General features: G+C 65.2%; 20 protein-coding genes. 13 read left to right on the plus strand and 7 right to left on the minus strand.

From position 1 onward, the window contains the following. Window positions 1-44: 44 nt before the first annotated feature. A complete protein-coding gene (locus ACKI1H_RS23520) occupies window positions 45-908 on the minus strand; it encodes an MBL fold metallo-hydrolase (protein ID WP_440466546.1) in 864 nt (287 codons plus the stop codon). Continuing rightward, a complete protein-coding gene (locus ACKI1H_RS23525) occupies window positions 905-1,384 on the minus strand; it encodes a GNAT family N-acetyltransferase (RefSeq protein ID WP_138521635.1) in 480 nt (159 codons plus the stop codon). Before ACKI1H_RS23525 ends, ACKI1H_RS23520 begins: the two co-directional genes overlap by 4 nt. A 93-nt stretch (window positions 1,385-1,477) precedes the next feature. On the opposite strand from ACKI1H_RS23525, the gene ACKI1H_RS23530 reads away from it, so the two are divergent. Together ACKI1H_RS23530 and ACKI1H_RS23535 are read left to right on the plus strand one after the other, a co-directional pair. Next, on the plus strand, window positions 1,478-3,058 hold the full coding sequence (locus tag ACKI1H_RS23530) for a RimK family protein (RefSeq protein WP_440466547.1): 1,581 nt from the start codon (window positions 1,478-1,480) through the stop codon (window positions 3,056-3,058). 23 nt (window positions 3,059-3,081) lie between these two features. Then, window positions 3,082-3,225 carry a hypothetical protein gene (locus tag ACKI1H_RS23535; RefSeq protein ID WP_171049472.1) on the plus strand — a complete coding sequence of 48 codons (144 nt, stop codon included), beginning with the start codon at window positions 3,082-3,084 and terminating at the stop codon, window positions 3,223-3,225. Here ACKI1H_RS23535 and ACKI1H_RS23540 read toward each other — a convergent pair. Then, complete coding sequence (locus ACKI1H_RS23540) at window positions 3,204-4,307, minus strand: WD40/YVTN/BNR-like repeat-containing protein (RefSeq protein WP_440466548.1); 1,104 nt, start codon at window positions 4,305-4,307, stop codon at window positions 3,204-3,206. The two genes, ACKI1H_RS23535 and ACKI1H_RS23540, sit on opposite strands and share 22 nt — an antisense overlap. A 28-nt stretch (window positions 4,308-4,335) precedes the next feature. Next, complete coding sequence (locus tag ACKI1H_RS23545) at window positions 4,336-4,605, minus strand: MoaD/ThiS family protein (protein ID WP_138521960.1); 270 nt, start codon at window positions 4,603-4,605, stop codon at window positions 4,336-4,338. 232 nt (window positions 4,606-4,837) lie between these two features. On the opposite strand from ACKI1H_RS23545, the gene ACKI1H_RS23550 reads away from it, so the two are divergent. The 8 genes from ACKI1H_RS23550 to ACKI1H_RS23585 all read left to right on the plus strand — a co-directional run bounded on the left by ACKI1H_RS23550 (window position 4,838) and on the right by ACKI1H_RS23585 (window position 13,561). After that, the gene (locus ACKI1H_RS23550; protein WP_138521641.1) at window positions 4,838-5,026 is read left to right on the plus strand and encodes a hypothetical protein; all 189 of its coding nucleotides are present in this window, start codon (window positions 4,838-4,840) and stop codon (window positions 5,024-5,026) included. Between the two features lie 175 nt (window positions 5,027-5,201). Further along, window positions 5,202-6,566, plus strand: a complete 1,365-nt coding sequence (locus tag ACKI1H_RS23555) for a glutamine synthetase family protein (RefSeq protein WP_138521643.1) — start codon at window positions 5,202-5,204, stop codon at window positions 6,564-6,566. A 198-nt stretch (window positions 6,567-6,764) separates the two neighbouring features. After that, complete coding sequence (locus tag ACKI1H_RS23560; RefSeq protein ID WP_138521645.1) at window positions 6,765-8,078, plus strand: NAD(P)/FAD-dependent oxidoreductase; 1,314 nt, start codon at window positions 6,765-6,767, stop codon at window positions 8,076-8,078. A gap of 469 nt (window positions 8,079-8,547) precedes the next feature. Further along, a complete protein-coding gene (locus tag ACKI1H_RS23565; protein WP_138521647.1) occupies window positions 8,548-9,471 on the plus strand; it encodes a LysR substrate-binding domain-containing protein in 924 nt (307 codons plus the stop codon). A gap of 139 nt (window positions 9,472-9,610) precedes the next feature. Further along, window positions 9,611-10,696, plus strand: coding sequence for an ABC transporter ATP-binding protein (locus ACKI1H_RS23570; protein ID WP_138521649.1), 1,086 nt, complete (start codon window positions 9,611-9,613; stop codon window positions 10,694-10,696). A gap of 56 nt (window positions 10,697-10,752) precedes the next feature. Next, window positions 10,753-11,883 carry an ABC transporter substrate-binding protein gene (locus ACKI1H_RS23575; RefSeq protein ID WP_138521651.1) on the plus strand — a complete coding sequence of 377 codons (1,131 nt, stop codon included), beginning with the start codon at window positions 10,753-10,755 and terminating at the stop codon, window positions 11,881-11,883. A 15-nt stretch (window positions 11,884-11,898) separates the two neighbouring features. Next, window positions 11,899-12,735, plus strand: a complete 837-nt coding sequence (locus ACKI1H_RS23580) for an ABC transporter permease (protein WP_440466549.1) — start codon at window positions 11,899-11,901, stop codon at window positions 12,733-12,735. Between the two features lie 10 nt (window positions 12,736-12,745). Continuing rightward, window positions 12,746-13,561: an ABC transporter permease gene (locus ACKI1H_RS23585; protein ID WP_138521655.1), complete on the plus strand. Its 816-nt coding sequence runs from the start codon at window positions 12,746-12,748 to the stop codon at window positions 13,559-13,561. Window positions 13,562-13,710: 149 nt separating this feature from the next. Here the strand turns inward: ACKI1H_RS23585 and tusA are convergent, their stop codons facing one another. Further along, window positions 13,711-13,950: a sulfurtransferase TusA gene (gene tusA / locus ACKI1H_RS23590; RefSeq protein WP_015477744.1), complete on the minus strand. Its 240-nt coding sequence runs from the start codon at window positions 13,948-13,950 to the stop codon at window positions 13,711-13,713. 157 nt (window positions 13,951-14,107) lie between these two features. Between tusA and ACKI1H_RS23595 the strand changes: the two genes are divergently transcribed. Then, window positions 14,108-15,664 carry an alpha/beta hydrolase gene (locus tag ACKI1H_RS23595; RefSeq protein ID WP_440466550.1) on the plus strand — a complete coding sequence of 519 codons (1,557 nt, stop codon included), beginning with the start codon at window positions 14,108-14,110 and terminating at the stop codon, window positions 15,662-15,664. A gap of 223 nt (window positions 15,665-15,887) precedes the next feature. Here ACKI1H_RS23595 and ACKI1H_RS23600 read toward each other — a convergent pair whose 3' ends face one another. Beyond that, entirely contained in the window at window positions 15,888-16,766 is an 879-nt protein-coding gene (locus ACKI1H_RS23600) for a MaoC family dehydratase (protein ID WP_440466551.1), read from the minus strand. A gap of 101 nt (window positions 16,767-16,867) precedes the next feature. Further along, window positions 16,868-17,935 (minus strand): 23S rRNA (cytidine(2498)-2'-O)-methyltransferase RlmM, encoded by a 1,068-nt coding sequence (gene rlmM, locus ACKI1H_RS23605; RefSeq protein ID WP_440466552.1) that lies wholly within the window; start codon window positions 17,933-17,935, stop codon window positions 16,868-16,870. 350 nt (window positions 17,936-18,285) lie between these two features. Between rlmM and acnA the strand changes: the two genes are divergently transcribed. Next, the gene (gene acnA / locus ACKI1H_RS23610; RefSeq protein ID WP_440466553.1) at window positions 18,286-21,018 is read left to right on the plus strand and encodes an aconitate hydratase AcnA; all 2,733 of its coding nucleotides are present in this window, start codon (window positions 18,286-18,288) and stop codon (window positions 21,016-21,018) included. Between the two features lie 207 nt (window positions 21,019-21,225). After that, window positions 21,226-22,791, plus strand: a complete 1,566-nt coding sequence (locus ACKI1H_RS23615) for a methyl-accepting chemotaxis protein (RefSeq protein WP_138521665.1) — start codon at window positions 21,226-21,228, stop codon at window positions 22,789-22,791. Window positions 22,792-22,832: the final 41 nt, after the last annotated feature.

Consider the following 22,832-nt stretch of genomic DNA (forward strand, 5'->3'; position numbering starts at 1 on the left):
GAATCCCCATTCATCCGTATTAGCCGCCCCATGGGGCGGCTTCTTTACATCTGGTCCAGCGGTATCCGCAGATAGCGCACGCCGTTCTCCTCTACCGCAGGCAATACACCACCGCGCATGTTGACCTGAATCGACGGCCAGATGAGGGCAGGAGCCTGGAGGGTCGCATCGCGCTTGTTACGCATGAGGACGAAGGCATCCTCCGCCACCCCTTCATGCACATGCACGTTGGCCTTTCGCTCCTGCGCCACGCTGGTCTCGTGCTGATGCTCCTCGCGGTCCGCCGTCAGGTAGTCATGGCAGAGGAACAGACGCGTCGTCTCTGGTAGTGCGAACAGGCGCTGGATGGAGCGGTACAGCTGTCGCGCATCGCCGCCAGGAAAGTCACAACGGGCGGTGCCGTAGTCGGGCATGAACAGGGTGTCCCCGACAAAGGCGGCGTCGCCGACGAGGTAGGTCATGCAGGCCGGCGTATGGCCGGGTGTGTGCAGCGCCTCGGCCTGCAGTTCGCCGATGCAGAAGTGCTCGCCGTCAGAGAACAGGTGGTCGAACTGGCTACCGTCGCAGGGAAAGCCCTCCCCCAGGTTGAGTATCCCGGCAAAAGTGCGCTGCACCTGGGCAATGCTCGAACCAATGGCCAGGCGCCCGCCCAGCTCGGTCTTGAGCCAGGCAGAAGCAGACAGGTGGTCGGCGTGCAGGTGCGTCTCCAACAGCCACTCCACCGTCAGGCCCTGTTCGCGCACATAGTCGACGATGCGCCGAGCGCTCTCGTGGCCGATACGGCCGGCAGCGGCATCGTAGTCCAGCACGGGGTCGACAATGGCGCAGCGTCGGCTCGCCGGGTCGGCAACCACGTAGCTATAGGTGAACGTAGCGGTATCGAAGAAGTGCTGGATGCGGGCGGTCATGCCAGGTTCCTTTCTGTCTGCACCGGGGTACCGAGGGTTTTCTCGTAGCGCCAGGCGTCGCTGCCGTCTTCGTAGAAGCCAGGGCTGCGGGCGAAGCGCAGGTAGCCGCTGCGCTCATAGAGACCGATGGCGCTGGCGTTGTCCAGGCGCACTTCCAGACGCAGCCGTTGGCAACCGCGCTCACGCGCCCACTGCTCGCAGCGCTCCAGTAGAGCGCCGCCCAGGCCCTGCCCTCGCCCCTGCCGGGAAACCGCCAGGGAGTATAGGCGGGCAATGTCGGAGCCCCTGCGCAGCAGCATCAACGCATAACCCAGCAACTCGTCCTCACGCTGTGCCACCAACAGGATGGCGCTGGCCGCGCCAATCAGTCGGCGAAAGCTGCGGGCACTGATGCGGTCCTGGTCGAAACACTCCTCCTCCAGCCTCGACAATCTTGGTAAATCGTCCGACGCGGCAAGGCGGTATAACAGCGGCATGGGTTCTCCGTAAAACTATCGTAATGAACCGGGACATTTCCTGAAGTTACTGCTTAATAGACACACGGCAACTTTCAGACAGGTCCGTGAACAATGTCTTCGCTACACACTAACTTTCATGAAAAGTTCAATGCAAGCGCGCTCCAGGTTGTCACCGACGCTTCTGGCGAGCCACCTTCAGCCCGCTCAAGCCAGGTTCTGATCATCGTCGAGCGCAAGGAAGACTGGGCGTCCTATATCCCCAGCGAGGATATGCTGAGTGCACGCGAATACCTGGAAGATTCTCATCAATTCGAATCGGGACAGCGCTTTCAGGTCATCAACCTGTGCCGGAATTATAAATACCTCGGCCACGGTTATTATTGTTCGCTGCTGGCCGAAGCACGTGGCCACAAGGTAATTCCGTCAGTACGCACGATCAGCGAACTGGCGAAGAAATCCCTCTATGGTCTCGCCCTGGACGGCCTGGAAAAGTCCCTGGAAAGGGCCCTTGCCCAACATCCCTGCGCCAGCACGGACGGCTTCACCCTGCGCCTGTACTTCGGCCACACCGATCTCGCGCCGCTGCAGCCCATCGCCCGTCAGCTGTTCGAGGCGTTCCCCTGCCCGATCCTGCTGGTGGACTTCCGCCGCACCGATGCCTGGCACATCGCCGGCGTGCGCCCCGGCGCCCTGCACAAGCTGCGGGAAAATCAGGAAGACCAGTTCGCCGAAGCCCTTGACCGCTTCAGCCGGCGCGTCTGGCGCCAACCCAATTCACGACGCCTGGCGCGCTACGACCTGGCCATCCTGCACAACCCGGCCGAGAGCCTGCCGCCGTCCAACACCGGCGCGCTGGCAAACTTCGTCCGCGTCGGCCGGCAACTGGGCCTCGATGTCGAGCTGATCGAGAAGAAGGACTACGCGCGTCTGGCCGAGTACGACGCCCTGCTGATCCGTGAGACCACCAGCGTCGACGACCACACCTACCGCTTCGCCAAAAAGGCAGAAAGCGAGGGGTTGATCGTGATGGACGATCCGGCCTCAATACTGCGCTGCACCAACAAGGTCTACCTGACCGACCTGCTGCGCAGCCAGGGCCTGGGCATGCCGGACACGGAAATTCTCTACAAGGACACTCCCCAGGAGCTGGAGCGCGTCGGCGTGCGGCTGGGCTTTCCGCTGGTGCTGAAGATTCCCGATGGCTGCTTCTCCCGTGGCGTCTACAAGGTCGAGGATGCCCAGCAGTTGCGCAGCGTCAGTGCCGAGCTGTTCGGGCATTCGGTGCTGTTGCTCGCCCAGGAGTATCTCTACACCGAGTACGACTGGCGCATCGGCATCCTCAATCGCAAGCCGGTGTTCGCCTGCCAGTACTTCATGTCCCGCGGGCACTGGCAGATCGTCGAGCACAGGGCCGGCGGCGAGGTGATCGGCGAATGCCGCACCTTGCCGGTGGAAAATGCGCCACCGGCCGTAGTGGAGCTGGCGCTGAAGACCGCCAACCTGATCGGCGACGGCCTCTACGGTGTGGACCTCAAGGAGGTGGACGGCGAAGTGGTGGTGATCGAGGTGAACGACAACCCCAACCTCGACGCCGGTATCGAGGACGCCTGCCTCAAGGACGATCTCTACCGCCTGGTGCTGGAGGAATTCATCCGTCGCCTGGAACTCAAGCGGCGCGGCCAGGCGCTGTGATCCATCCCCTCAAGGAGAACCCCATGGAAGCCACGCACATAGGCCTGACCATCCTGATCGCCATCGTCGTATTCGGCACCGCGATCAACTATTTCGATCGCCGCATGAAGCCACGCGAGGTGCGCGAACAGGCCAGGCGCAAGAATCAGCCAAAGCGCACGCAGTAGATCGGCGGCAGATTCATCGACAGGCACTGCCAATGATCGCCACCGTTCTCCGACAGCCACAGCCCGCCGGTGGTGGAGCCCATCGCCAGGCAAGCACCATCGTCGTCCACCGCCAGGCCGTGGCGGTACACCAGGTCGAAGGCCGCTCCCTGTGGCAAGCCGCTGTCCAGCACCTCGAAACTGGCGCCACCGTCGCGGGTACGGGTGACGACAAAACGGGCGTCCACCGGAATCCGGCAGACGTCCTTCACCGCCGGAACGAACCAGGCCGTGTCCGGCTGGGTCGGGTGGACGGCGACAGCGAACCCGAAGCTCGAGGGTTCGACCTGTACGTCGTTCCAGCGCGTGCCGCCGTCGGTCGAGGTGAAGATGCCGTTGTGATGCTGCACCCAGAGGCGATTCGGCTGTGCCGGGCAATGCAGCAGGCGGTGCGGGTCCTGGATGGCGCCCTCTTCACGCAGCTCCGGCGGCATGTAGTCGGCGTACATGCCGTTGGTGGTGACGCGCCAGCTGGCCCCGCCATCGTCACTCTGCCATACCCCACCACAGGACACTGCGACGGTCAGGTGCTGGCTGTCGCGCGGGTCGACGCTGACCGAGTGAATGCCCGGCCAGTCGTAACCGCCGCCCATCCAGCGCGAGCGCTCCGGGCGGTCCCAGAGCGAGCGATTGAGCTCCCAACTATCGCCACTGTCGGCGCTGCGGAACAGGCCACCGGGAATGGTGCCCGCCCAGAGCACGCCGGGCTCGGCGGCGCCGCCGGTCTCCAGGCACCAGATCTGTTGCAGGACCCAGGGCGCGGGCGGGGCTTCGTCCTCTTTAGGCTCGGGCAGAGGATCAGGCTGTGGCGGGTAGGTCGGCACGGCAATTTCCTGCCAGTCCTCACCGGAGCGCTGACGCCACAGCTTGCAGCCGAAATGGCCAAGGTTCAGGGCGGCGTAGAGGGTCTCATCGCGCGGGTCGGCGAGCACCGTGCTCAGCGGTTCGCCGATGAAATCCCGGCGGGTCTCCTGCCAGCCGTCGGCACTTCGCCGGAAGGTGAACAGGCCCTTGCGGGTCGCTACCAGCAGTCGATCATCCATTGTGCTCTCCTCGATTGCTGCCGGGTCCTCAACCGCCGCTCAGGGCCTGCACCACGTACACCTCGCTATCCGCCGCCAATGCATCGCTGAGGCGGGCACGGTCACGCAGGCGCAAACCGTCGATGAAGACCGTCAGGTGGCGGCGCAGGCCGCCCTGGTCATCCAGCAGGTAGCCACGCAGTTTCGGCGCTTCGATGAACACCGCCTCCAGGGCACCCGCCAGGGTATCGGCCGTCAGTTCGCGCTCCTCGATGGGAACGTGACGCTGGATCGACGGTGCGAAGACGATGCGGCACATGGAGCGGCCCATGACAGACACTGACTGCCCCAGTCTACGGCAGACGCGGCAGGCGCTCCGACTGGTTCGACGGGCTGCGTGAAGGCAGCTGGAACGGCTCTGGTGCGGCCTTCGCGGTCATCCGAGTGGCGCAATCAGTTTCGATCCAGCTAAACCAAAGGTCGTGAAAATCACATTTAACAAACCAATCCGCCGTGCGAGTCTCAGGAAATCGTCAGCCAAATCCTTCGACATGCACCTGCTCGTTTCGCCCGCACCGCTGGAACCCGTCGCCGCCCGCAAGGCCGGCAGCGCTGTCCGCCTGCCGCGCAAACATGCCCGCTGGCTCGAACTGCAACCGCTGACCCTGCCTCTGGAACTGGCCTTCTGGGCGCTCTGGCACTGCCGCCACGCGCGTCCACCGGATAGCACCTCTCGCTGACCGGGCACCCCGCCCGAATTCCTTCGACGGAACTACGCTCAGGATTGGCAAAACGCCAATCTCGAACAAGACGTAGCCCGTTGCATCGCTTGCCTGCCTTATACCCCCGTGCCCGTCGGCGCGGCCCTGGCCTGCAGGTCGTCAGCGCATCCGCCTGGATGCTAACGAGAGCCCCATGAATTTCGCCCCCGTGCAAGAAGCCCAGACTTTCCTGGCCAACAACCCCGATATCGAGATGGTCGAGCTGTTCATCCTCGACGCCAACGGCGTGCCGCGCGGCAAGCTGCTGCACCGCGAGGAGCTGCTGGCCGTGTACCAGTCCGGCCGGCCGCTGCCCAGCACCATCCTCGGCCTCACCGTGCACGGCGAGGATGTCGAGGATTCCGGCCTGGTCTGGGACGTGGGTGACATCGATTGCCGCGCCTATCCGCTGGAAAACAGCCTGGTGCGCCTGCCCTGGCGGCAGATTCCCACAGCGGCGGTGCAGGTCAGCATGCACCCAGTGGAAGGCAAGCCCGCCGACATCGCCGACCCGCGCCACGTGCTGATCCATGTGATCGATGGGCTCAAGGCCGATGGCTTCCACCCGGTGATGGCCTGCGAGCTGGAGTTCTATCTGCTGGATGCCAAGCGCGACGCCAATGGCCGCCCGCAGCCGGCGCTGGATGCAGACGGCGGTCGCCCGCGTGCCACGCAGGTTTATGGTCTGCGTGAGCTGGAGCAGATCGAGCCGTTCCTCGCCGACCTCTACGCAGCGTGCAAGGCTCAGGGCATTCCGGCGCGCACCGCCATTTCCGAGTACGCGCCCGGCCAGGTGGAAATCACCCTGGAACACGGCGACGCACTGCTCGCCATGGACCAGGCCGTACGCTACAAGCGCCTGGTGAAAGGCGTGGCACACAAGCACGGCATGCAGGCGTGCTTCATGGCCAAACCGTTCGATGACCTGGCCGGCACCGGCATGCACATGCACGTATCCCTGGCCGACGCCGAAGGCAACAACCTCTATGCCAGCGAAGACCCGGCAGGCACTCCGCTGCTGCGCCGGTCCGTAGGCGGCATGCTGAAAAGCCTGCTTGACTCGCTGCTGCTGTTCTGCCCCAACGCCAACTCCTACCGCCGTTTCCAGGCCAATAGCTACGCGCCGCTGGCGCCGACCTGGGGCTGCGACAACCGCACCGTGAGCCTGCGTGTGCCCGGCGGCCCGGCCCATACCCGCCACGTCGAGCACCGCATCTGCGGCGCCGACGCCAACCCCTACCTGGCCGCCGCCGCCATCCTCGCGGGCATCCATCGCGGCATCCGCGAGGAGATCGACCCGGGCGCGCCGGTGGAAGGCAACGGCTACGCCCAGGCCAAGGAGCTGCTGCCCACCGACTGGCTCACCTCGCTGCGTGCGCTGGAACGCTCCAGCTGGGCGCGCGATGCGCTGGGACATGAATTCCTCGGCGTCTACCTGAAGGTCAAGCAGGCCGAGTACCGCCAGTTCATGGGCGAAGTCGGCGAGCAGGACTGGCGCTGGTACCTGACGCAAGCGTGAAGTTGTGATGGAAGAACTGAAGAACCCCTCACCCCAGCCCTCTCCCAGAGGGAGTGGGGGCCGTTCGTGCCGAGATGAGCCTTTCGCTCACTGAAGCCATCGGCGGAAACCGAATTTTCAGCCCGCTCCAATCATCTCCCTCTCCCTTCAGGGAGAGGGCTGGGGAGAGGGAAAGCGAACAACAACAGGAACACCGAAATGAACGCTGCACTGAACCCCGTCACTCCCGCCCCCGAGCGCGCGAAGTCCTACTACTCCGCGAGCCTCAACGAAGAGACCCGCTACCCCACGTTGCAGGGCGAAGTGAACGTCGATATCGCCATCATCGGCGGCGGCTTCACCGGCGTCGCCACCGCCGTGGAACTGGCGGAGCGCGGCTACAAGGTCGCCATCGTCGAGACCAACAAGGTCGGCTGGGGTGCCAGCGGGCGCAACGGCGGGCAGGTCACCGGCAGCCTCTCCGGCGACTCCGCCATGGAAAAACAGATGCGCCAGTGGCTGGGCGACGACGTCGACGATTTCATCTGGCATCTGCGCTGGCGCGGCCACGAGATCATCAAGAGCCGCGTGGAGAAATACGGCATCCAGTGCGACCTGAAGTTCGGCCACCTGCATGCGGCGATGAAGCAGTCGCACATGGACGAGCTGAAGGCCACCTTCGATGACGCCAAGCGCCGTGGCATGGGCGACGAGATCACCCTGCTGGACGGCGCCGGCGTGCGCGCGCACCTGGAAAGCGACCTCTACTGCGGCGCCATCAAGAACACCCGCAACATGCACCTGCACCCGCTCAACCTGTGCATCGGCGAGGCCAAGGCCGCCGCCAGCCTGGGTGCGCTGATCTTCGAACACTCCGAAGTGCTGGACATCATCCACGGCCCGCGCCCGGCGGTAGTCACCGCAGGCGGGCGGATCAACGCCGCGCAGGTGATGCTGGCCGGCGACGTCTACCACAAACTGGAGCGCAAGCAGCTCAAGGGCATGATCTTCCCGGCCATGGGCGGCATCGTCACCACCAAGCCGCTGGGCGAACTGGCCAAGCGCATCAACCCGCAGGACCTGGCGGTCTATGACTGCCGTTTCGTACTCGACTACTACCGCATGACCGGCGACGGCCGCCTGCTGTTCGGCGGCGGCGCCAACTACTCCGGCCGCGACTCGCGCGACATCGCCGGCGAGCTGCGCCCGTGCATCGAGCGCACCTTCCCGGCGCTCAAGGGCGTGGACATCGAGTTCCAGTGGAGCTGCGCCATGGGCATCGTGATGAACCGCATCCCGCAGCTGGGCAAGCTGTCGGAGAACGTCTGGTACTGCCAGGGTTACTCCGGCCACGGCGTGGCGACCACCCACATCATGGGCGAGATCATGGCCACGGCGATGACTGGAGACCTGGAGAAGTTCGACACCTTCGCCCAGTGCAAGCACATCCGCGTGCCCATGGGCGACGTGTTCGGCAACCCGATGCTGGCGGCGGGCATGTGGTACTACCAGATGATGGAGAAGCTGCGCTGATAGGCGTCCGATGCGGAGATCGGCATAGGGCGGATGACGCGCCAGCGTTATCTGCCACATGAGCAGCGGCGAATAACCTGTTCCAGGTTATTCGCCCTACGGTCGGACAGACTCCGGCGCGAACTCTTCGTAGGACCGAGGGGGACGCCTGGTCCTTGCTCGCGAATAGCACTCTGCCGGCCCCCCGGCAAATGCCCATGTAGGATGGCGTGGAGCGCAGCGATACCCATCGATGACCGGGCACCGGCAGCATGGGTATCGCAAGCTCCACCCATCCTACATTTGTGCTTCGCCGTGATCTCGACGTAGGTGGGGAGTCCGACCGTAGATAAGAACAGCCCCTACAATCCGGCAGCGGTGCCAAGGGGAAACACCTCGAAACCCCCACCCGCTCCGCCCGTACCCGCAACCACTCGACACCACCGCCGCGCTCAGGGATAAAGGCTCCACTTCGCCGTTGGAGTGAGCCATGCGTTTCCCCTCGATGACCGCCCTGCGCGTGCTGGACGCCGTTGCCCGCCTGGGCAGCCTGTCCGGTGCGGCCAGCGAGCTGAGCCTGACCCGCAGTGCCGTCAGCCACCAGTTGCACAGCCTGGAAGACTGCCTGGGCATCCCTCTCACCGAGCGGGTCGGCCGTGGCATCGCGCTGACCTACCACGGCGAATGCTTCGCCCGCGAGACCCAGCGCGCGCTGGCGATCCTCAACGAGGCGCGACGCTTCGCCAATGCCGAGGAAGTCTCCGGCCGCCTGTGCGTGAGCTGCACGCCAGGCTTCGCCACCTACTGGCTGTGCCACCAGATCGGCAAGTTCCAGCGCGCCCACCCGCAGGTGGAGCTGAACCTGGTCTCGCCACGGGTACCCGACGACGTCAGCGACCGCGATGTCGACCTGTTCATCGCCTACGGCGTGGGCGACTGGACCGACCTGCACGTCGACCTGATCGCCACCCTGGACACCTTCCCGGTGTGCAGCCCCTCGCTGATCAACTCGGTGGGTGGTCTCGACTCCCCCGAGGACCTCTCCAGCCTGCCCTTCCTGCACATGGTCGATCACTCCGACTGGCTGCTGTGGACGGCCGCCGCCGGGGTGAAAAACCTCAACGTGCGCAACGGCATCGTCTTCTCCGATGCGCACCTGGTGCAATCGGCGGCCATCGCCGGTCAGGGCGTGGCCATGGGTGATGCGCTGGTGAGCGGCGACGCCATGGCCAAGGGGCAACTGGTGCGTCTGTTCAACGTCGCCATCGAGCCGCCCAACCGCTACTACTTCGTCACCGACCCGGCCAAGTCCGAGCGCCCCGACGTCCGGGCCTTCAAGGCCTGGATGAAAGCCGAACTGCGGATGTCCGAGCAATTCCGCCAGGGCTCGCGCCACGCACTGATTGGTGAGTGATTTCGAACAATGAGGGCAAAAAAACGCGATTGAAGCGGAGAGAGATTTGACAATACTGCGTTAAAAAAAGGCCGCTGATTTTTACCGGTTCCTCACCCGGCGGCTGCTCGAACAAGAACAAGAAATCGAGGTAAGTGCAGTGGAGCAACAGCCCCAACTCCGTGCCATCAGCATCGGCAAGAGCTACGGAAGTTTCAACGCGCTGGATGGCGTGAACATCGATATCCAGCAGGGTGAGTTCCTCACTCTTCTGGGCCCGTCGGGCTCCGGCAAGACCACCTTCCTGATGATCCTTGCCGGCTTCCAGGACCCGTCCCGTGGTCGCCTGGAGGAAGGCGGCGCCGACATCACCAAGCGCCCCGCCGAGAAGCGCAACTTCGGCATGGTGTTCCAGGGCTACGCCCTGTTCCCGCACATGAGCATCGAGGACAACGTCGCCTTCCCGCTGAAGATCCGTGGGGTGAAGGCCGAGGAGCGCAACCGCCGCGTGCGCCACATGCTCGACGTGGTAGGCCTCGGCGAGCATCTGGGCAAGCGCCCCGGCGAACTCTCCGGTGGACAGCAGCAACGCGTGGCCATCGCCCGCGCACTGGTGTTCGAACCGGACATGTTGCTGCTCGACGAACCGCTCTCGGCGCTGGACAAGAACCTGCGCGAACAGCTGCAGGCGGAACTGCAGCGCATCCACCGCCAGGTCGGCACTACCTTCGTCTTCGTCACCCATGACCAGAACGAAGCCCTCGCCCTGTCCACCCGCATCGCCATCTTCAACCGCGGCCAGCTGGCCCAGGTCGATGATCCACAGACCATCTACAACCAGCCAAACAACCGCTTCGTCGCTGAGTTCCTCGGCAAGATGAACCTGTTCCCGCTCAGCCAGGTGGGCCGTGCCGGCGAACTGGCCTGCGGACGCTTCGGCGAAGCCGAACTGCGTGCCGGCTACTCCCCGGCGATACAGGCCGACGCACCGCTGTTGGCCGTGCGCCCGGAACACATGCAGCTGCACAGCGCCCCGCCGCAGGTGAATGGCCACAACGTGGTGCAGGCCGTGCTCACCGCGAAGACCTACCAGGGCGCCAGCACCGAGCTGTGCCTGGGAGCCGGCGCCGAAGGCAAGTTGCCGATGAGCCTGGCCGTGCACGCCGACCATCAAGCCTCGCGCCTGGAGCACGGCTCGAAGGTCTGGCTGAGCTGGCCCATCGAGAAAAGCCTGCTGCTGGCCTGAACCACCGAATGCGTTAGTCCCCTTTTCGCCATCCCACCTGATCGGGAGCTGCCCCCATGTTCAATCCGAAAGAGTTCAATCCGCACCAGCAAGACTGCATCGAAGTCCTCATCGAAAAGACCCGTCGCGGCCAGATCGACCGCCGTACCTTCCTCAAGGGCATGGGCCTGATGGCCGCCCTGCCGCTGGCCCTGCGCAGCGGCGTGAGCTTTGCCGCAGGCGACAAGCCGCTGGTCGTCGTGAACTGGGGCGGCGACGCCATCAAGGCGTTCGGCAAGGCCTGGACCGAGGGCTTCTCCAAGGCCACCGGCATCCCCACCAAGATCGACGGCAGCGGCCCCACCGAGGGTGCCATCCGCACCCAACTGTCCAGCGGCCGGGTGAGCTGGGACGTGGTCGACGCGGAAAGCTCGATCCTGCAGAACCTGGGCAAGGAAGGCCTGGTGCAGCCCATCGACTACAACGTCGTATCCAAGGACAAGGTGCTGCCGGGCTTCGCCTACGAGTACGGTATCGCCGACTACATGCTCAGCTACGTGATCGCCTACGACAGCGAGCGCTTCGGCGACAAGGCGCCCAAGACCTGGGCGGACTTCTGGGACGTGAAGACCTTCCCTGGCAAGCGCACCCTCTACAAGTGGATGAACGGCATGCTCGAGGCCGCCCTGCTGGCCGACGGCGTGGCGCCGGACAAGCTCTACCCGCTGGACGTGCCGCGCGCGCTGAAGAAGATCGAAGAGCTGAAACCCCACGTGCTGGCCTTCTGGGGCTCGGGCGCGGAGACCCAGCAATTGCTGATCGAAGGCGAAGTGTCCATGGGCGCCATCTGGAACACTCGCGCCCAGGTGATTTCCGAGGACAGCGAAGACCGCATCAAGTGGACCTTCGACAACGCCCTGCTGGGCTGCAGCAACTGGGGCGTGCTCAAGGGCAACCCGGCCGGCACCGAGGCGGCCATGAAGTTCATTGCCTACGCCCAGGACCCGCAGTCCCAGGTCGAGCTGTTCAAGATGTTCGGCAACGGCCCGGCCAACCCCGCCGCCGCCGCGCTGATCCCGGACGACCGCAAGCACCTGAACTGCACCGACCCGGCGAACCTGCCCAAGCAGATCATGCTCAGCCACGAGTGGTACACCGACCACTACGCGGCGACCCTGGAGCAGTACCTGACCCACATTTCCAAGTGACGCGGAGCGCAGGTCATGGCCGATAACGCCCCCTCGCGGCTGAAGCTGGGCGCCCTGCTGCTGCCGCTGCCGCTGGTACTCTTCGTGTTCTACGTACTACCCTTCCTCGGTGTGCTCGGCTGGAGCGTGACCCTGCCGGAGCCGGGGATCGAGCAGTACCAGCGGATCATGACGGACCCGGCGATCCACGACGTGCTCTGGCGGACCTTCCGCCTTTGCACCACGGTCAGCGTGATCTCCCTGGTGATCGCCTACCTGATGGCCTACTGCTGGGTCTATAGCCCGCCGTTCTGGCAGCGCGTGGTGGAAATCTGCGTATTCATCCCGTTCTGGCTGTCGGTGCTGGTACGCGCCTTCGGCTGGCTGATCGCCTTGCGCAGCAACGGCCTGCTCAACGACTGGCTGCAGTACCTGGGCATCACCAACGAGCCTTTGCAGCTCACCCGCAACGAACTGGGCGTGGTGATCGGCATGGTCCACTTCATGGTGCCCTTCGCGCTGTTCCCGCTGGTCTCCACCATGCGCCGCCTCGACCCGCGCGTGCTGCTGGCCGCACGCGGCCTGGGTGCGGGACAGCTGCGTACGTTCTGGAGCATCTTCGTGCCGCAGACCATTCCCGGCATCCTCGGCGCCTTCATCATCGTCTTCGTGTTCTGCCTGGGCTTCTTCATCACCCCGGCGATCCTCGGTGGCGGGCAGACCGTGATGGTGGCCGAGTACGTCTACCTGCAGATGTTCCAGACCAGCAACTGGGGCCTGGGCGCGGCGCTATCGGTAGTGCTGCTGGCACTGGTGAGCGGGATGATCTGGGCGCTGCTGCGCATGACCCGCGTCGACAAGCTGGTGGGCTGAGGACTCAAGAATGAACGCACACGAAACCAAAGCCCCCAGCCGCCTGCTGGCGACCATGGCGATGATCTTCATGGTCTTCCCGCTGCTGGCGGTGATCCCGGTGTCCTTCACCAGCAAGCGCTTCCTGTCGATGCCCAACGGCAACTGGTCGCTGCGGCATTACCAGGCGCTGCTGGACAGCCCCGAATGGCTCTCGGCGATCGGCCAGAGCCTGATCGTGGCGACCGCCACCTGCATCATCGCCACCGCCCTGGCGGTGAGCTTCAGCCTGGGCATCTGGTACCTGCGCTCGCGCCTGGCAACCCTGCTGATCGGCCTGGTGCTGCTGCCCATGGCGATCCCGCCGATGATCTCGGCGATGGTCCTGTACTTCATGGAGACCAAGGTCAGCCAGTTCGCCCCAGGCATGGGCTACGACACCCTGGTCGGCCTGACCATCGCGCACATCGTGATGGTCGTGCCCTACGGCGTGGTGACCATGCTGGTGGCGCTGAGCCAACTGGACCGGCGCATCGAACTGGCCGCGCGCAACCTCGGTGCGAGCCTGGGCCAGACCACCTTCATGGTGGTGCTGCCGAACCTCAAGCTGGGCGTGGCGAGCACGGCGCTGCTGTGCTTCGCACTGAGCTGGGAAGAAATCGCAGTGACCCTGTTCGTCACCAGCACCGAGGTGAACACCTTGCCCCGGCAGATCTGGTCCGGCCTGCGCGACAACATCGACCCGGCCGTGGCGGCCATCTCGGTGGTGCTGATCGCCCTGACCTTCGTCGCGCTGATCGGGCGGATGGTTGCCCAGAAGATTGCAGCACGACCGGCAGGCAGCTGAAGCCGCACTGTCGGCGTGACCAGCTTGCACCACCGTAGGATGGCGTGGAGCGCAGCGATACCCATCGATGCCGTGCACGAACAGCATGGGTATCGCTGCGCACCACCCATCCTACATAGCGCTCTTCCGGCGAAAGCGGTGCAAGCGAATCACTCCGCCTTCTTGCGAATCCAGTACAGGTAAGTCCCCGCTTCTTCCTGCTGCTCCACCAGCTCGTGGCCGAGGAAGACGCAGAACTTGGGGATGTCGCGGCGGGTGGAAGGGTCGGTGGCGATCACCTTGAGCAGGCCGCCGGCCGGCAGGTCACGCACCTTGTTGTGCAGCATCATGACCGGCTCGGGGCAGTTCAGGCCGGTGGCGTCGAGGATTGCGTCGACAGGCTGGGACATCACGTCGCTCCAGAAAAACAATGGCGCATTGTCGCGCAAAGGGCACCATGCGGTCACCCCGCGTCCGTCCGGGTCACCGAACCTTGGTTGGGGGTAGGCGCTGCGGGCGCCGGGCATGCTGGCGCATCCGCCCAGCCCCTGATCGACAGGAATGACGATGCGCGCCCTCCTCTGCCTATGCCTCGCGCTGCTCGCCGGCTGCGCCGCTCGCGACCAGGTCCCCGACTTCAACGCCAGCATCGGCCAGGACCTGCCGGCCACCTGGTTCGAGGCGGTGATCACCGCCCGCGACGGCACCAAGCTTTCCGCCACCGTGTTCCAACCCGCTCTGAAGGCTGGCGAAACAGCGCCACTGATCGTCCACACCCACGGCTGGGGCGGCTGGCGGGTCACCGGGCCGGGTGGTTACTACGGCAAGAACATGATGTCCGGACGTGCCGCGCTGCGTGCCTGGAAAGCCGGCTTCTGGGTGGTCAGCTACGACCAGCGCGGCTGGGGCGGCAGCGACGGACGCATCGAGATGATGAACCCGCAGTTCGAGGTGCGGGACGCCAGTGCAGTGATCGACTGGGCCGCCACGCACCTGACCCGGCTGGACATGGACGGCCCGAACGACCCGCGCGTGGGTATGCTCGGCGAAAGCTACGGCGGCGCCGTGCAGCTGCTGGCCTCGGCGGAAGACCCGCGCATCGACGCCATCGTCCCCATCGCCACCTGGTATGACCTCGCCGCCGCCCTGGCGCCGGACGGCCAGCTGAAGATCGGCTGGGGCGGCGTGCTGGTGAGCCTGGGACTGGCCACTGGCTACGACCTGGGCAAATTCGTCCAGGCCGACTACCTGCATACCGCCGGCGGACGCATGGCCGCACCGGTGCAGGCCGAGTTGCACGCCAACAGCCTTGCCAGCTATTGCGCGGCGGGTCGCCTGCCCCACGCCGACACCCTGCTGATCCAGGGCCTGCGCGACACGCTGTTCCCGCTGGACCAGGGCCTGCAGATCCGCCAGTGCCTCAAGCAGGGCCCCGCCGACGTGCGCCTGCTAGGCATGCAGGGCGGGCATATCCTGCCGCCGCCGTTGCAGGCCTGGAGCGGGCTGCCGCCGTTCAACAACGAGCCGGTGATCCATTGTGGTTCGCGGGCGATCAACCTCTACACCGGCATAGTCGCCTGGTACGAGGAAAAGCTGCGCAAGCGCCCCGGCGCCGCCGACGGCGTGCCGGACCTGTGTATCAGCCTCGATCTCGACCAGGGCGTGGCACTGGACGAGCTGCCACCACCCGGCCCGACCGTGACACTGCCTGCCACATCCATTCGCCCGGCGGTGAGTGGACTGGTGCAGCCTTCGCGATTCCTCGGCTTGCAACGGGTGAGCGAGCCCAGCGCCCTGCTGGGCAGTGCCGAGGTGCGCCTGACCCAACCGCTGACGGAACGCCCCGACGCACAGGTATTCGCGGCCCTGGCAATCCGCAGCGCCGATGGCCGCTTGCGCCGCCTGGATGAACAGGTGAAACCGCTGGCGAACCGGGGTAACACTCGTCTGAACGCCGTCAGCACCAGCCTTGCACCAGGGGATGAGATCGGCCTGCTGCTCAGCGGCTTCAGCGACCAGTACCTGTTCAACAGTTCCTGGCGGATGGCGCCAGTAGAATTGCAGGGTGAGGTGCAATTGCCGAGCCTGGTGCCGTTGCAGCCTCGCGTCGCCGAACTTCGGTAGGTACGTACCTATCGGCGAACCGTAGGATGGCGTGGAGCGAAGCGATACCCATCGACGAGTCGGCAAATCGCAAGCTCCACCCATCCTACGAAGAGCACTGTGCCGTGCGATTCGCGAGCAAGGACTAGGCCCCCCTCGGCCCTACGAAGGGCGAGCCAGTGCCAACCTGTAGGAGCGAGCTTGCTCGCGAACAGAGCCGCACCCACACTTCTCAGCAGAACGACTAGCGCAACGGGCCGTCCGGCGCCTCGTCCAGCTGTGCCAGCAACATCGGCTGGCCATCGCCCTCGGCGGACAGCAGCGCCCACTGCTCTTTCTTGCCCAGACGCCGATACACCTGCTTCACCTGGCTACCCAGGGGCAATGGCGCCTTGAAGTGCGCATCCAGGCGGACGTTCTCCGCGAGGCGGCGGCCGGTCAGGCTGCGTGCCAGGCCCCACATGCCGTGGGCAAAGGGCTTGCCGAATCCATAGTGCGAGGCCATCAGCCGAGACAAGTGCAGCGGGTTGAAGTCGCCGCTGAGCCCGGCATAGCGCCAGCCGACGATCTTCGGCACGCGCCATTGCACACCGGAGTGCGCCGGCGCCTCCAGGGTGTGCCACTGGGCACGCTCGGGCAATGGATCGGGCTCTCGCCCCTCATCGAGAAAGTCGCCACGACGCAGGTAGGTGGTGATCGACTGCCAATAGAGGATGTCGTGGTGCCAGGCCTCGGTGACCACATCCACCTCCAGGCCCAGCTCGCTGCGACGGCTGGTGAGAATGCGGCAGTCGAACTGCAGCGGCTCGTTCTCGTCGAGCAGACGGTAGCGCTGGATATGGCTGCGCAGGTGGATCAGCCCGACTACCGACAGTGGCATGCGCGAGCGGCTGAGCAGACGCAGGTGCAGCGGCAGGCTGATGACCTGCGGATAGAGCAGCGGCACGCCCAGCGCCGGATCGAGGCCGAAGTGCTGGCGATACGCGCGCAGGTGGCGCAGGTCGAATTTCAGGGTGCGGCTGTCCATCGCCAGGTAAGGCACGCGCTCATCACGGCCGAGGCCGCGGCGTGGCAGCAGCATGCGGCTGTAACTGCCCAGGAGGGAGGGCAACTTTCGCTTCACGAAGGTCTCCGGAGGATCTCGCGCCGCACAGCATGGGGCAATGCGCGGCGGCGCGGCAAGTCACCGAAGGTCGGGTGGCGCTACCAGGCGCCTGCAGGTCGCTAGCGCTCGCCCTTCTCGATGCGGCGCAGGTGGCAGGTCACTTCCTCGCGGTCGTGGTAGAGCTGCTTGCAGCCGATCTGCACCTTCAGGCCGCGTTCGCGGAAGGACTCCTCCAGGCGGTCGAGGATGCGCCGCACCTCGGCGTAGCGCTGTTTCATCGGCAGCTTGAGATTGACGATGGCCTCGCGGCACAGCCCTTCACCGATCCAGGTTTCGATCATCGCGCCGGTACGCGCGGGCTTCTCGACGATGTCGCAGACCATCCAGTCCATGCGCTGGCGCGGCCGGAAGGCGTAACCGTCGACGCGCTGGTGCTCGACCAGCCCGGAGTACATCAGGTTCTCCGCCATCGGCCCGTTGTCCACGGCGACGACACGCATCTCGCGGTTCACCAGCTGCCACGTCCAGCCGCCGGGCGATGCGCCCAGGTCCACGGCGAGCATGTCCGGCGCCAGGCGGCGGTCCCAATCGGCGCGGGGAATGAAGTGATGCCAGGCCTCTTCCAGCTTCAGCGTCGAACGGCTGGGCGCCTCGCGGGGGAACTTCAGGCGCGGGATACCCATGGGCCACATGGCGCAGTTGCGCGCCTCGGCCAGGCCAATGAATGCCTCGCGGCCGGAGCGGAAGGTCAGCAGCAGGCGCGGCAGGCTGGGGTCTTCCACCAGCTTGCCGGCTTTCACCAGCGCGGCACGCAGCGGCTTCTCGAACTTGCGGCAGAAGGTCGAGAGCTCCTTGCCATCGTTGGTGTCGAACACCTCCAGCCAGAGGCTACCGCATTGCGGAAAAGCGGCCAGGGCCTCGAGGATCGCGCCGATGCGGTCCGTCTCCGGCAGCGCGGTGAAGTCGTTACCACGTGCCCACTGGCGCGGGAAGATCAGCTCGGAGAAGCGCATCTGACGCATCAGGCGGTCAGCGCCGTCGGCGTCCATGCAGATGAATTCGGCGTAGGCGGTGGCCGGCTTGGCTCGGGCGTAGCCGGGGATGTCCAGGCGCGCGGCATGTTCGGACAGTTCGGCGCAGACCTCGTTCTCGAAGCCGGGACGGCAGTGTAGTAGCAGGGTATTCATCGGGGTGTCTCCTCGGCCGCGCACTATAGAGGCTGCCCGCGAAGGTTTCATGCAGATTCGCAGGAATAGTCCCACAGCCAGCGTCATTTGTTCTGAACCCACCCGCAAGACGAACGGTCCAGAACAGATGGCAAGACCCCGTCGGGCGGTCTAGCTTGAGTGTTCTGGCCTAACCGCCCAGAAGACTGCCCGATGATTGCCCTGCATGGCGAAGATGGCCGCCAATCGCGCTTTTTCTGCGATGGATCAGCTCGGTTGATCGCTCTTTCGCCAAGTATCGCGGGTGCACTCGCGTCACCGCCGTGCCGCCCTGTCGATCACGAGCAGAATCCAAGCCTGAGGAGAATGTCATGCCCGCAGTGGATAGCCTGAACAGCCTGCGCACCCTGGAGGTCGCCGGCAAGACCTATCACTACTACAGCCTGCCTGAAGCGGCGAAGAGTCTGGGGGACCTGGGCAAACTGCCCATGTCCCTGAAAGTCCTGCTGGAAAACCTGTTGCGCTGGGAGGACAACAACACCGTCACCGGCGACGACCTCAAAGCCCTGGCCGCCTGGCTGAAGACCCGCAGCTCCGAGCGCGAGATCCAGTATCGCCCCGCCCGCGTGCTGATGCAGGACTTCACCGGGGTACCAGCAGTGGTCGACCTCGCCGCCATGCGCGACGCCGTGGCCAAGGCTGGCGGCGACCCGCAGAAGATCAACCCGCTGTCTCCCGTCGACCTGGTCATCGACCACTCGGTGATGGTGGACAAGTTCGCCAGCCAGTCGGCCTTCGCCCAGAACGTCGAGATCGAGATGGAGCGCAACGGCGAGCGCTACGCCTTCCTGCGCTGGGGGCAGAACGCCTTCGACAACTTCCGCGTGGTGCCGCCGGGCACCGGCATCTGCCACCAGGTCAACCTGGAGTACCTGGGGCGCACCGTCTGGACCAAGGACGAGGACGGCCGCACCTACGCCTTCCCCGACACCCTGGTCGGTACCGATTCGCACACCACCATGATCAACGGTCTCGGCGTGCTCGGCTGGGGCGTGGGTGGCATCGAGGCGGAAGCAGCCATGCTCGGCCAGCCGGTGTCGATGCTGATTCCCGAGGTGATCGGCTTCAAGCTGACCGGCAAGTTGAAGGAGGGCATCACCGCCACCGACCTGGTGCTGACCGTCACTCAGATGCTGCGCAAGAAAGGCGTCGTGGGAAAATTCGTCGAGTTCTATGGCGACGGCCTCGCCGACCTGCCGCTGGCCGACCGTGCCACCATCGCCAACATGGCCCCGGAGTACGGCGCCACCTGCGGCTTCTTCCCGGTGGACGAGATCACCCTGGGCTACCTGCGCCTGTCCGGTCGCCCGGAAGATGCCGTCAAGCTGGTGGAGGCCTACAGCAAGGCCCAGGGCCTGTGGCGCGAGAAAGGCCACGAACCGGTGTTCACCGACTCCCTGCAACTGGACATGGGCGATGTCGAGGCCAGCCTCGCCGGGCCCAAGCGGCCCCAGGACCGCGTTGCCCTCGGCCATGTCAGCCAGGCCTTCGATGACTTCCTCGGCCTGCAGATCAAACCGGCCTCCACCGAGGAAGGCCGCCTGCTCAGTGAAGGTGGCGGCGGTGCGGCTGTCGGCGCCTCCCCTGCGTACGGTGAAGCGGATTACCAGCATGACGGCCACACCTACCGGCTGAAGAATGGCGCCGTGGTGATCGCTGCCATCACCTCCTGCACCAACACCTCCAACCCCAGCGTGATGATGGCCGCCGGCCTGCTGGCGAAGAAGGCGCTGGAAAAAGGCCTGCAGCGCAAACCCTGGGTAAAGAGCTCACTGGCGCCCGGCTCCAAGGTGGTGACCGATTATTTCCGCGCCGCCGGCCTGACCCGTTACCTGGACGAACTGGGCTTCGACCTGGTGGGCTATGGCTGCACCACCTGCATCGGCAACTCCGGCCCGCTGCTCGACCCCATCGAGAAGGCCATCCAGCAGGCGGACCTCACCGTCGCCTCGGTGCTCTCCGGCAACCGCAACTTCGAGGGCCGCGTGCATCCGCTGGTGAAAACCAACTGGCTGGCTTCACCGCCGCTGGTGGTCGCCTATGCGCTGGCCGGCACCGTGCGCACTGACCTGACCAGGGACCCGCTAGGCACCGGCAAGGACGGCAAACCGGTTTATCTGAAGGACATCTGGCCGACCCAGCAGGAAATCGCCGACGCCGTTCAGAAAGTCGACACGGCGATGTTCCACAAGGAGTACGCCGAAGTCTTCCAGGGCGACGAAAAATGGCGTGCAATCCAGGTGCCGGACGCCAAGACCTACACCTGGCAGGACGACTCCACCTACATCCAGCATCCGCCCTTCTTCGAGCACATCGCCGAGGCGCCGCCGAAGGTCGAGGACATCAATGGCGCCAGTATCCTCGCGGTACTGGGTGACTCAGTGACCACCGACCACATCTCCCCCGCCGGCAACATCAAGAAGGACAGTCCGGCCGGGCGCTACCTCAGCGAGCACGGCGTGGCCTACGCGGACTTCAACTCCTACGGTTCGCGCCGTGGCAACCATGAGGTGATGATGCGCGGCACCTTCGCCAACATCCGCATCAAGAACGAGATGCTCGGTGGCGAGGAAGGCGGCAACACGCTTTACGTCCCGACCGGCGACAAGCTGGCGATCTACGACGCCGCCATGCGCTACCAGCAGGACGACACCCCGCTGGTCATCGTCGCCGGCAAGGAATACGGCACCGGTTCGTCCCGCGACTGGGCGGCCAAGGGCACCAACCTGCTGGGTGTGAAAGCGGTGATCGCCGAGAGCTTCGAGCGCATCCACCGCTCCAACCTGGTAGGCATGGGTGTACTGCCGTTGCAGTTCAAGGACGGCCAGGACCGCAAGGCGCTGAAGCTGACCGGCAAGGAAGTGCTGAGCATCAGCGGGCTGTCCGGCGAGCTGAAGCCGCACATGAACCTCAAGGTGTCGGTGAAGCGCGAGGACGGCAGCCAGGACAGCTTCGAGGTGCTCTGCCGCATCGATACGCAGAACGAGGTCGAGTACTTCAAGGCCGGCGGCATCCTCCACTATGTGCTGCGCAGCCTGATCTGACGACTACCGCAAGACAGCGCGGCGGCCTGCAACGGGCCGCCGCCCGCTCCTTTCGTTTTATTTCGGTGACCAGTGGCGATACGCTATCGTCATTCTCTCGGCGTCACTCTTCTGACATTTTTCTGTGATCGCTATCAAATTTCCGATCCGGCGGCCGATAAGCTGGACAGATGTACCAATTCGTCTTTCTCCCGAGATCCGAGCCTGATGCGCAACAACCAGCCGATCACCCAGCGTGAACGCACCTTCCCCGCCGAACAGCGGCTGATCTCCACGACCAACGCCCGCGGTGTCATCAGCTACGTCAACGATGCCTTCAGCGCCATCAGCGGCTTTTCCCGTGAAGAGCTGGTGGGCGCGGCACACAACCTGGTACGCCATCCGGACGTGCCGCCGGCGGTGTTCGCGCACATGTGGACGACCCTGAAGAAGGGCCGCCCCTGGATGGGCATCGTCAAGAATCGCTGCAAGAACGGCGACCATTACTGGGTCAGTGCCTATGTCACGCCGATGTACGAGCACAACGAGATCGTCGGCTACGAATCGGTGCGGGTGAAGCCCACCGCGGAACAGGTGCGTCGCGCCGAGGCCCTGTATGCGCGGATCAACGCCGGCAAGTCGGCCATCCCCGCTCGCGACCGCTGGTTGCCGGTGCTGCTGGACTGGCTGCCGTTCATCCTGATCGGCCAGATCGGCTTCCTCATTGGCGCCTGGCTGAACTCCCACTGGGGCTTCCTGCTGGCCGCCCTGCTCTCGATCCCGCTGGGCCTCGCCGGCCTGGGCTGGCAGCAACGCGGGCTGAAGCGCCTGCTGCGTCTGGCCGAGCAGACCACCTCCGACCCGCTGATCGCACAGATGTACACCGACAGCCGAGGCGCCCAGGCACGCCTGGAAATGTCGATTCTCAGCCAGGAAGCACGGCTGAAAACCTGTCTGACCCGTTTGCAGGACACTGCTGAAACACTCACCGAGCAGGCCCGCGAGGCCGACTCTCTGGCCCACCACAGCTCCGCCGGGCTGGACCGCCAGCGCCAGGAAACCGAGCAGGTAGCCACCGCTGTCAACCAGATGGCTGCGACCACCCAGGAAGTGGCCGACAACGTGCAGCGCACCGCGGACGCCACCCGCCAGGCCAACAACCTGACCACCGAAGGCCGGCAGATCGCCGCCGAGACCCGCGAGGCCATGCAGCGTCTCTCCAGCTCCGTGGGCGAAACCGGTGAAGCGGTCAGCCAACTGGCCCGCGACAGCGAGCAGATCGGTGGCGTAGTGGATGTGATCAAGGGCATCGCCGACCAGACCAACCTGCTGGCCCTCAACGCCGCCATCGAAGCCGCCCGTGCCGGCGAGATGGGCCGCGGCTTCGCCGTGGTGGCCGACGAAGTGCGCCAACTGGCCCAGCGCACCGCCGAGTCCACCGGGCAGATTCACCAGCTCATCGCCAACCTGCAGAACACGGCCACCGAGGCGGTGCGTGCCATGGACTCCGGCCGTCGCCAAGCTGACGAGGGCGTCGAGCGCGTAATGCAGGCTGACAACGCGCTGGTGGGCATCAGCGACGCAGTGGCCAACATCACCGAAATGGCCACCCAGATCGCTGCCGCCGCGGAGGAACAGAGCGCTGTGGCCGAGGAGATCAACCGCAATATCAGCACCATCGCCAACCTGGCCGATGAGACCTCCGGCGAAGCCCAGCGCACGGCCCTGCTCAGCGAGGAGCTGACGCAGACCGCGCACCGCCAGTACTCACTGGTGGAGCGGTTCAACCGCTGAGGCCAGACAACGCGTAGGGCGGATATCGCGCCAGCGTTATC

It is taken from the genome of Pseudomonas sp. YH-1 (genome assembly GCF_051990045.1).
GTDB lineage: Bacteria > Pseudomonadota > Gammaproteobacteria > Pseudomonadales > Pseudomonadaceae > Pseudomonas > Pseudomonas nicosulfuronedens.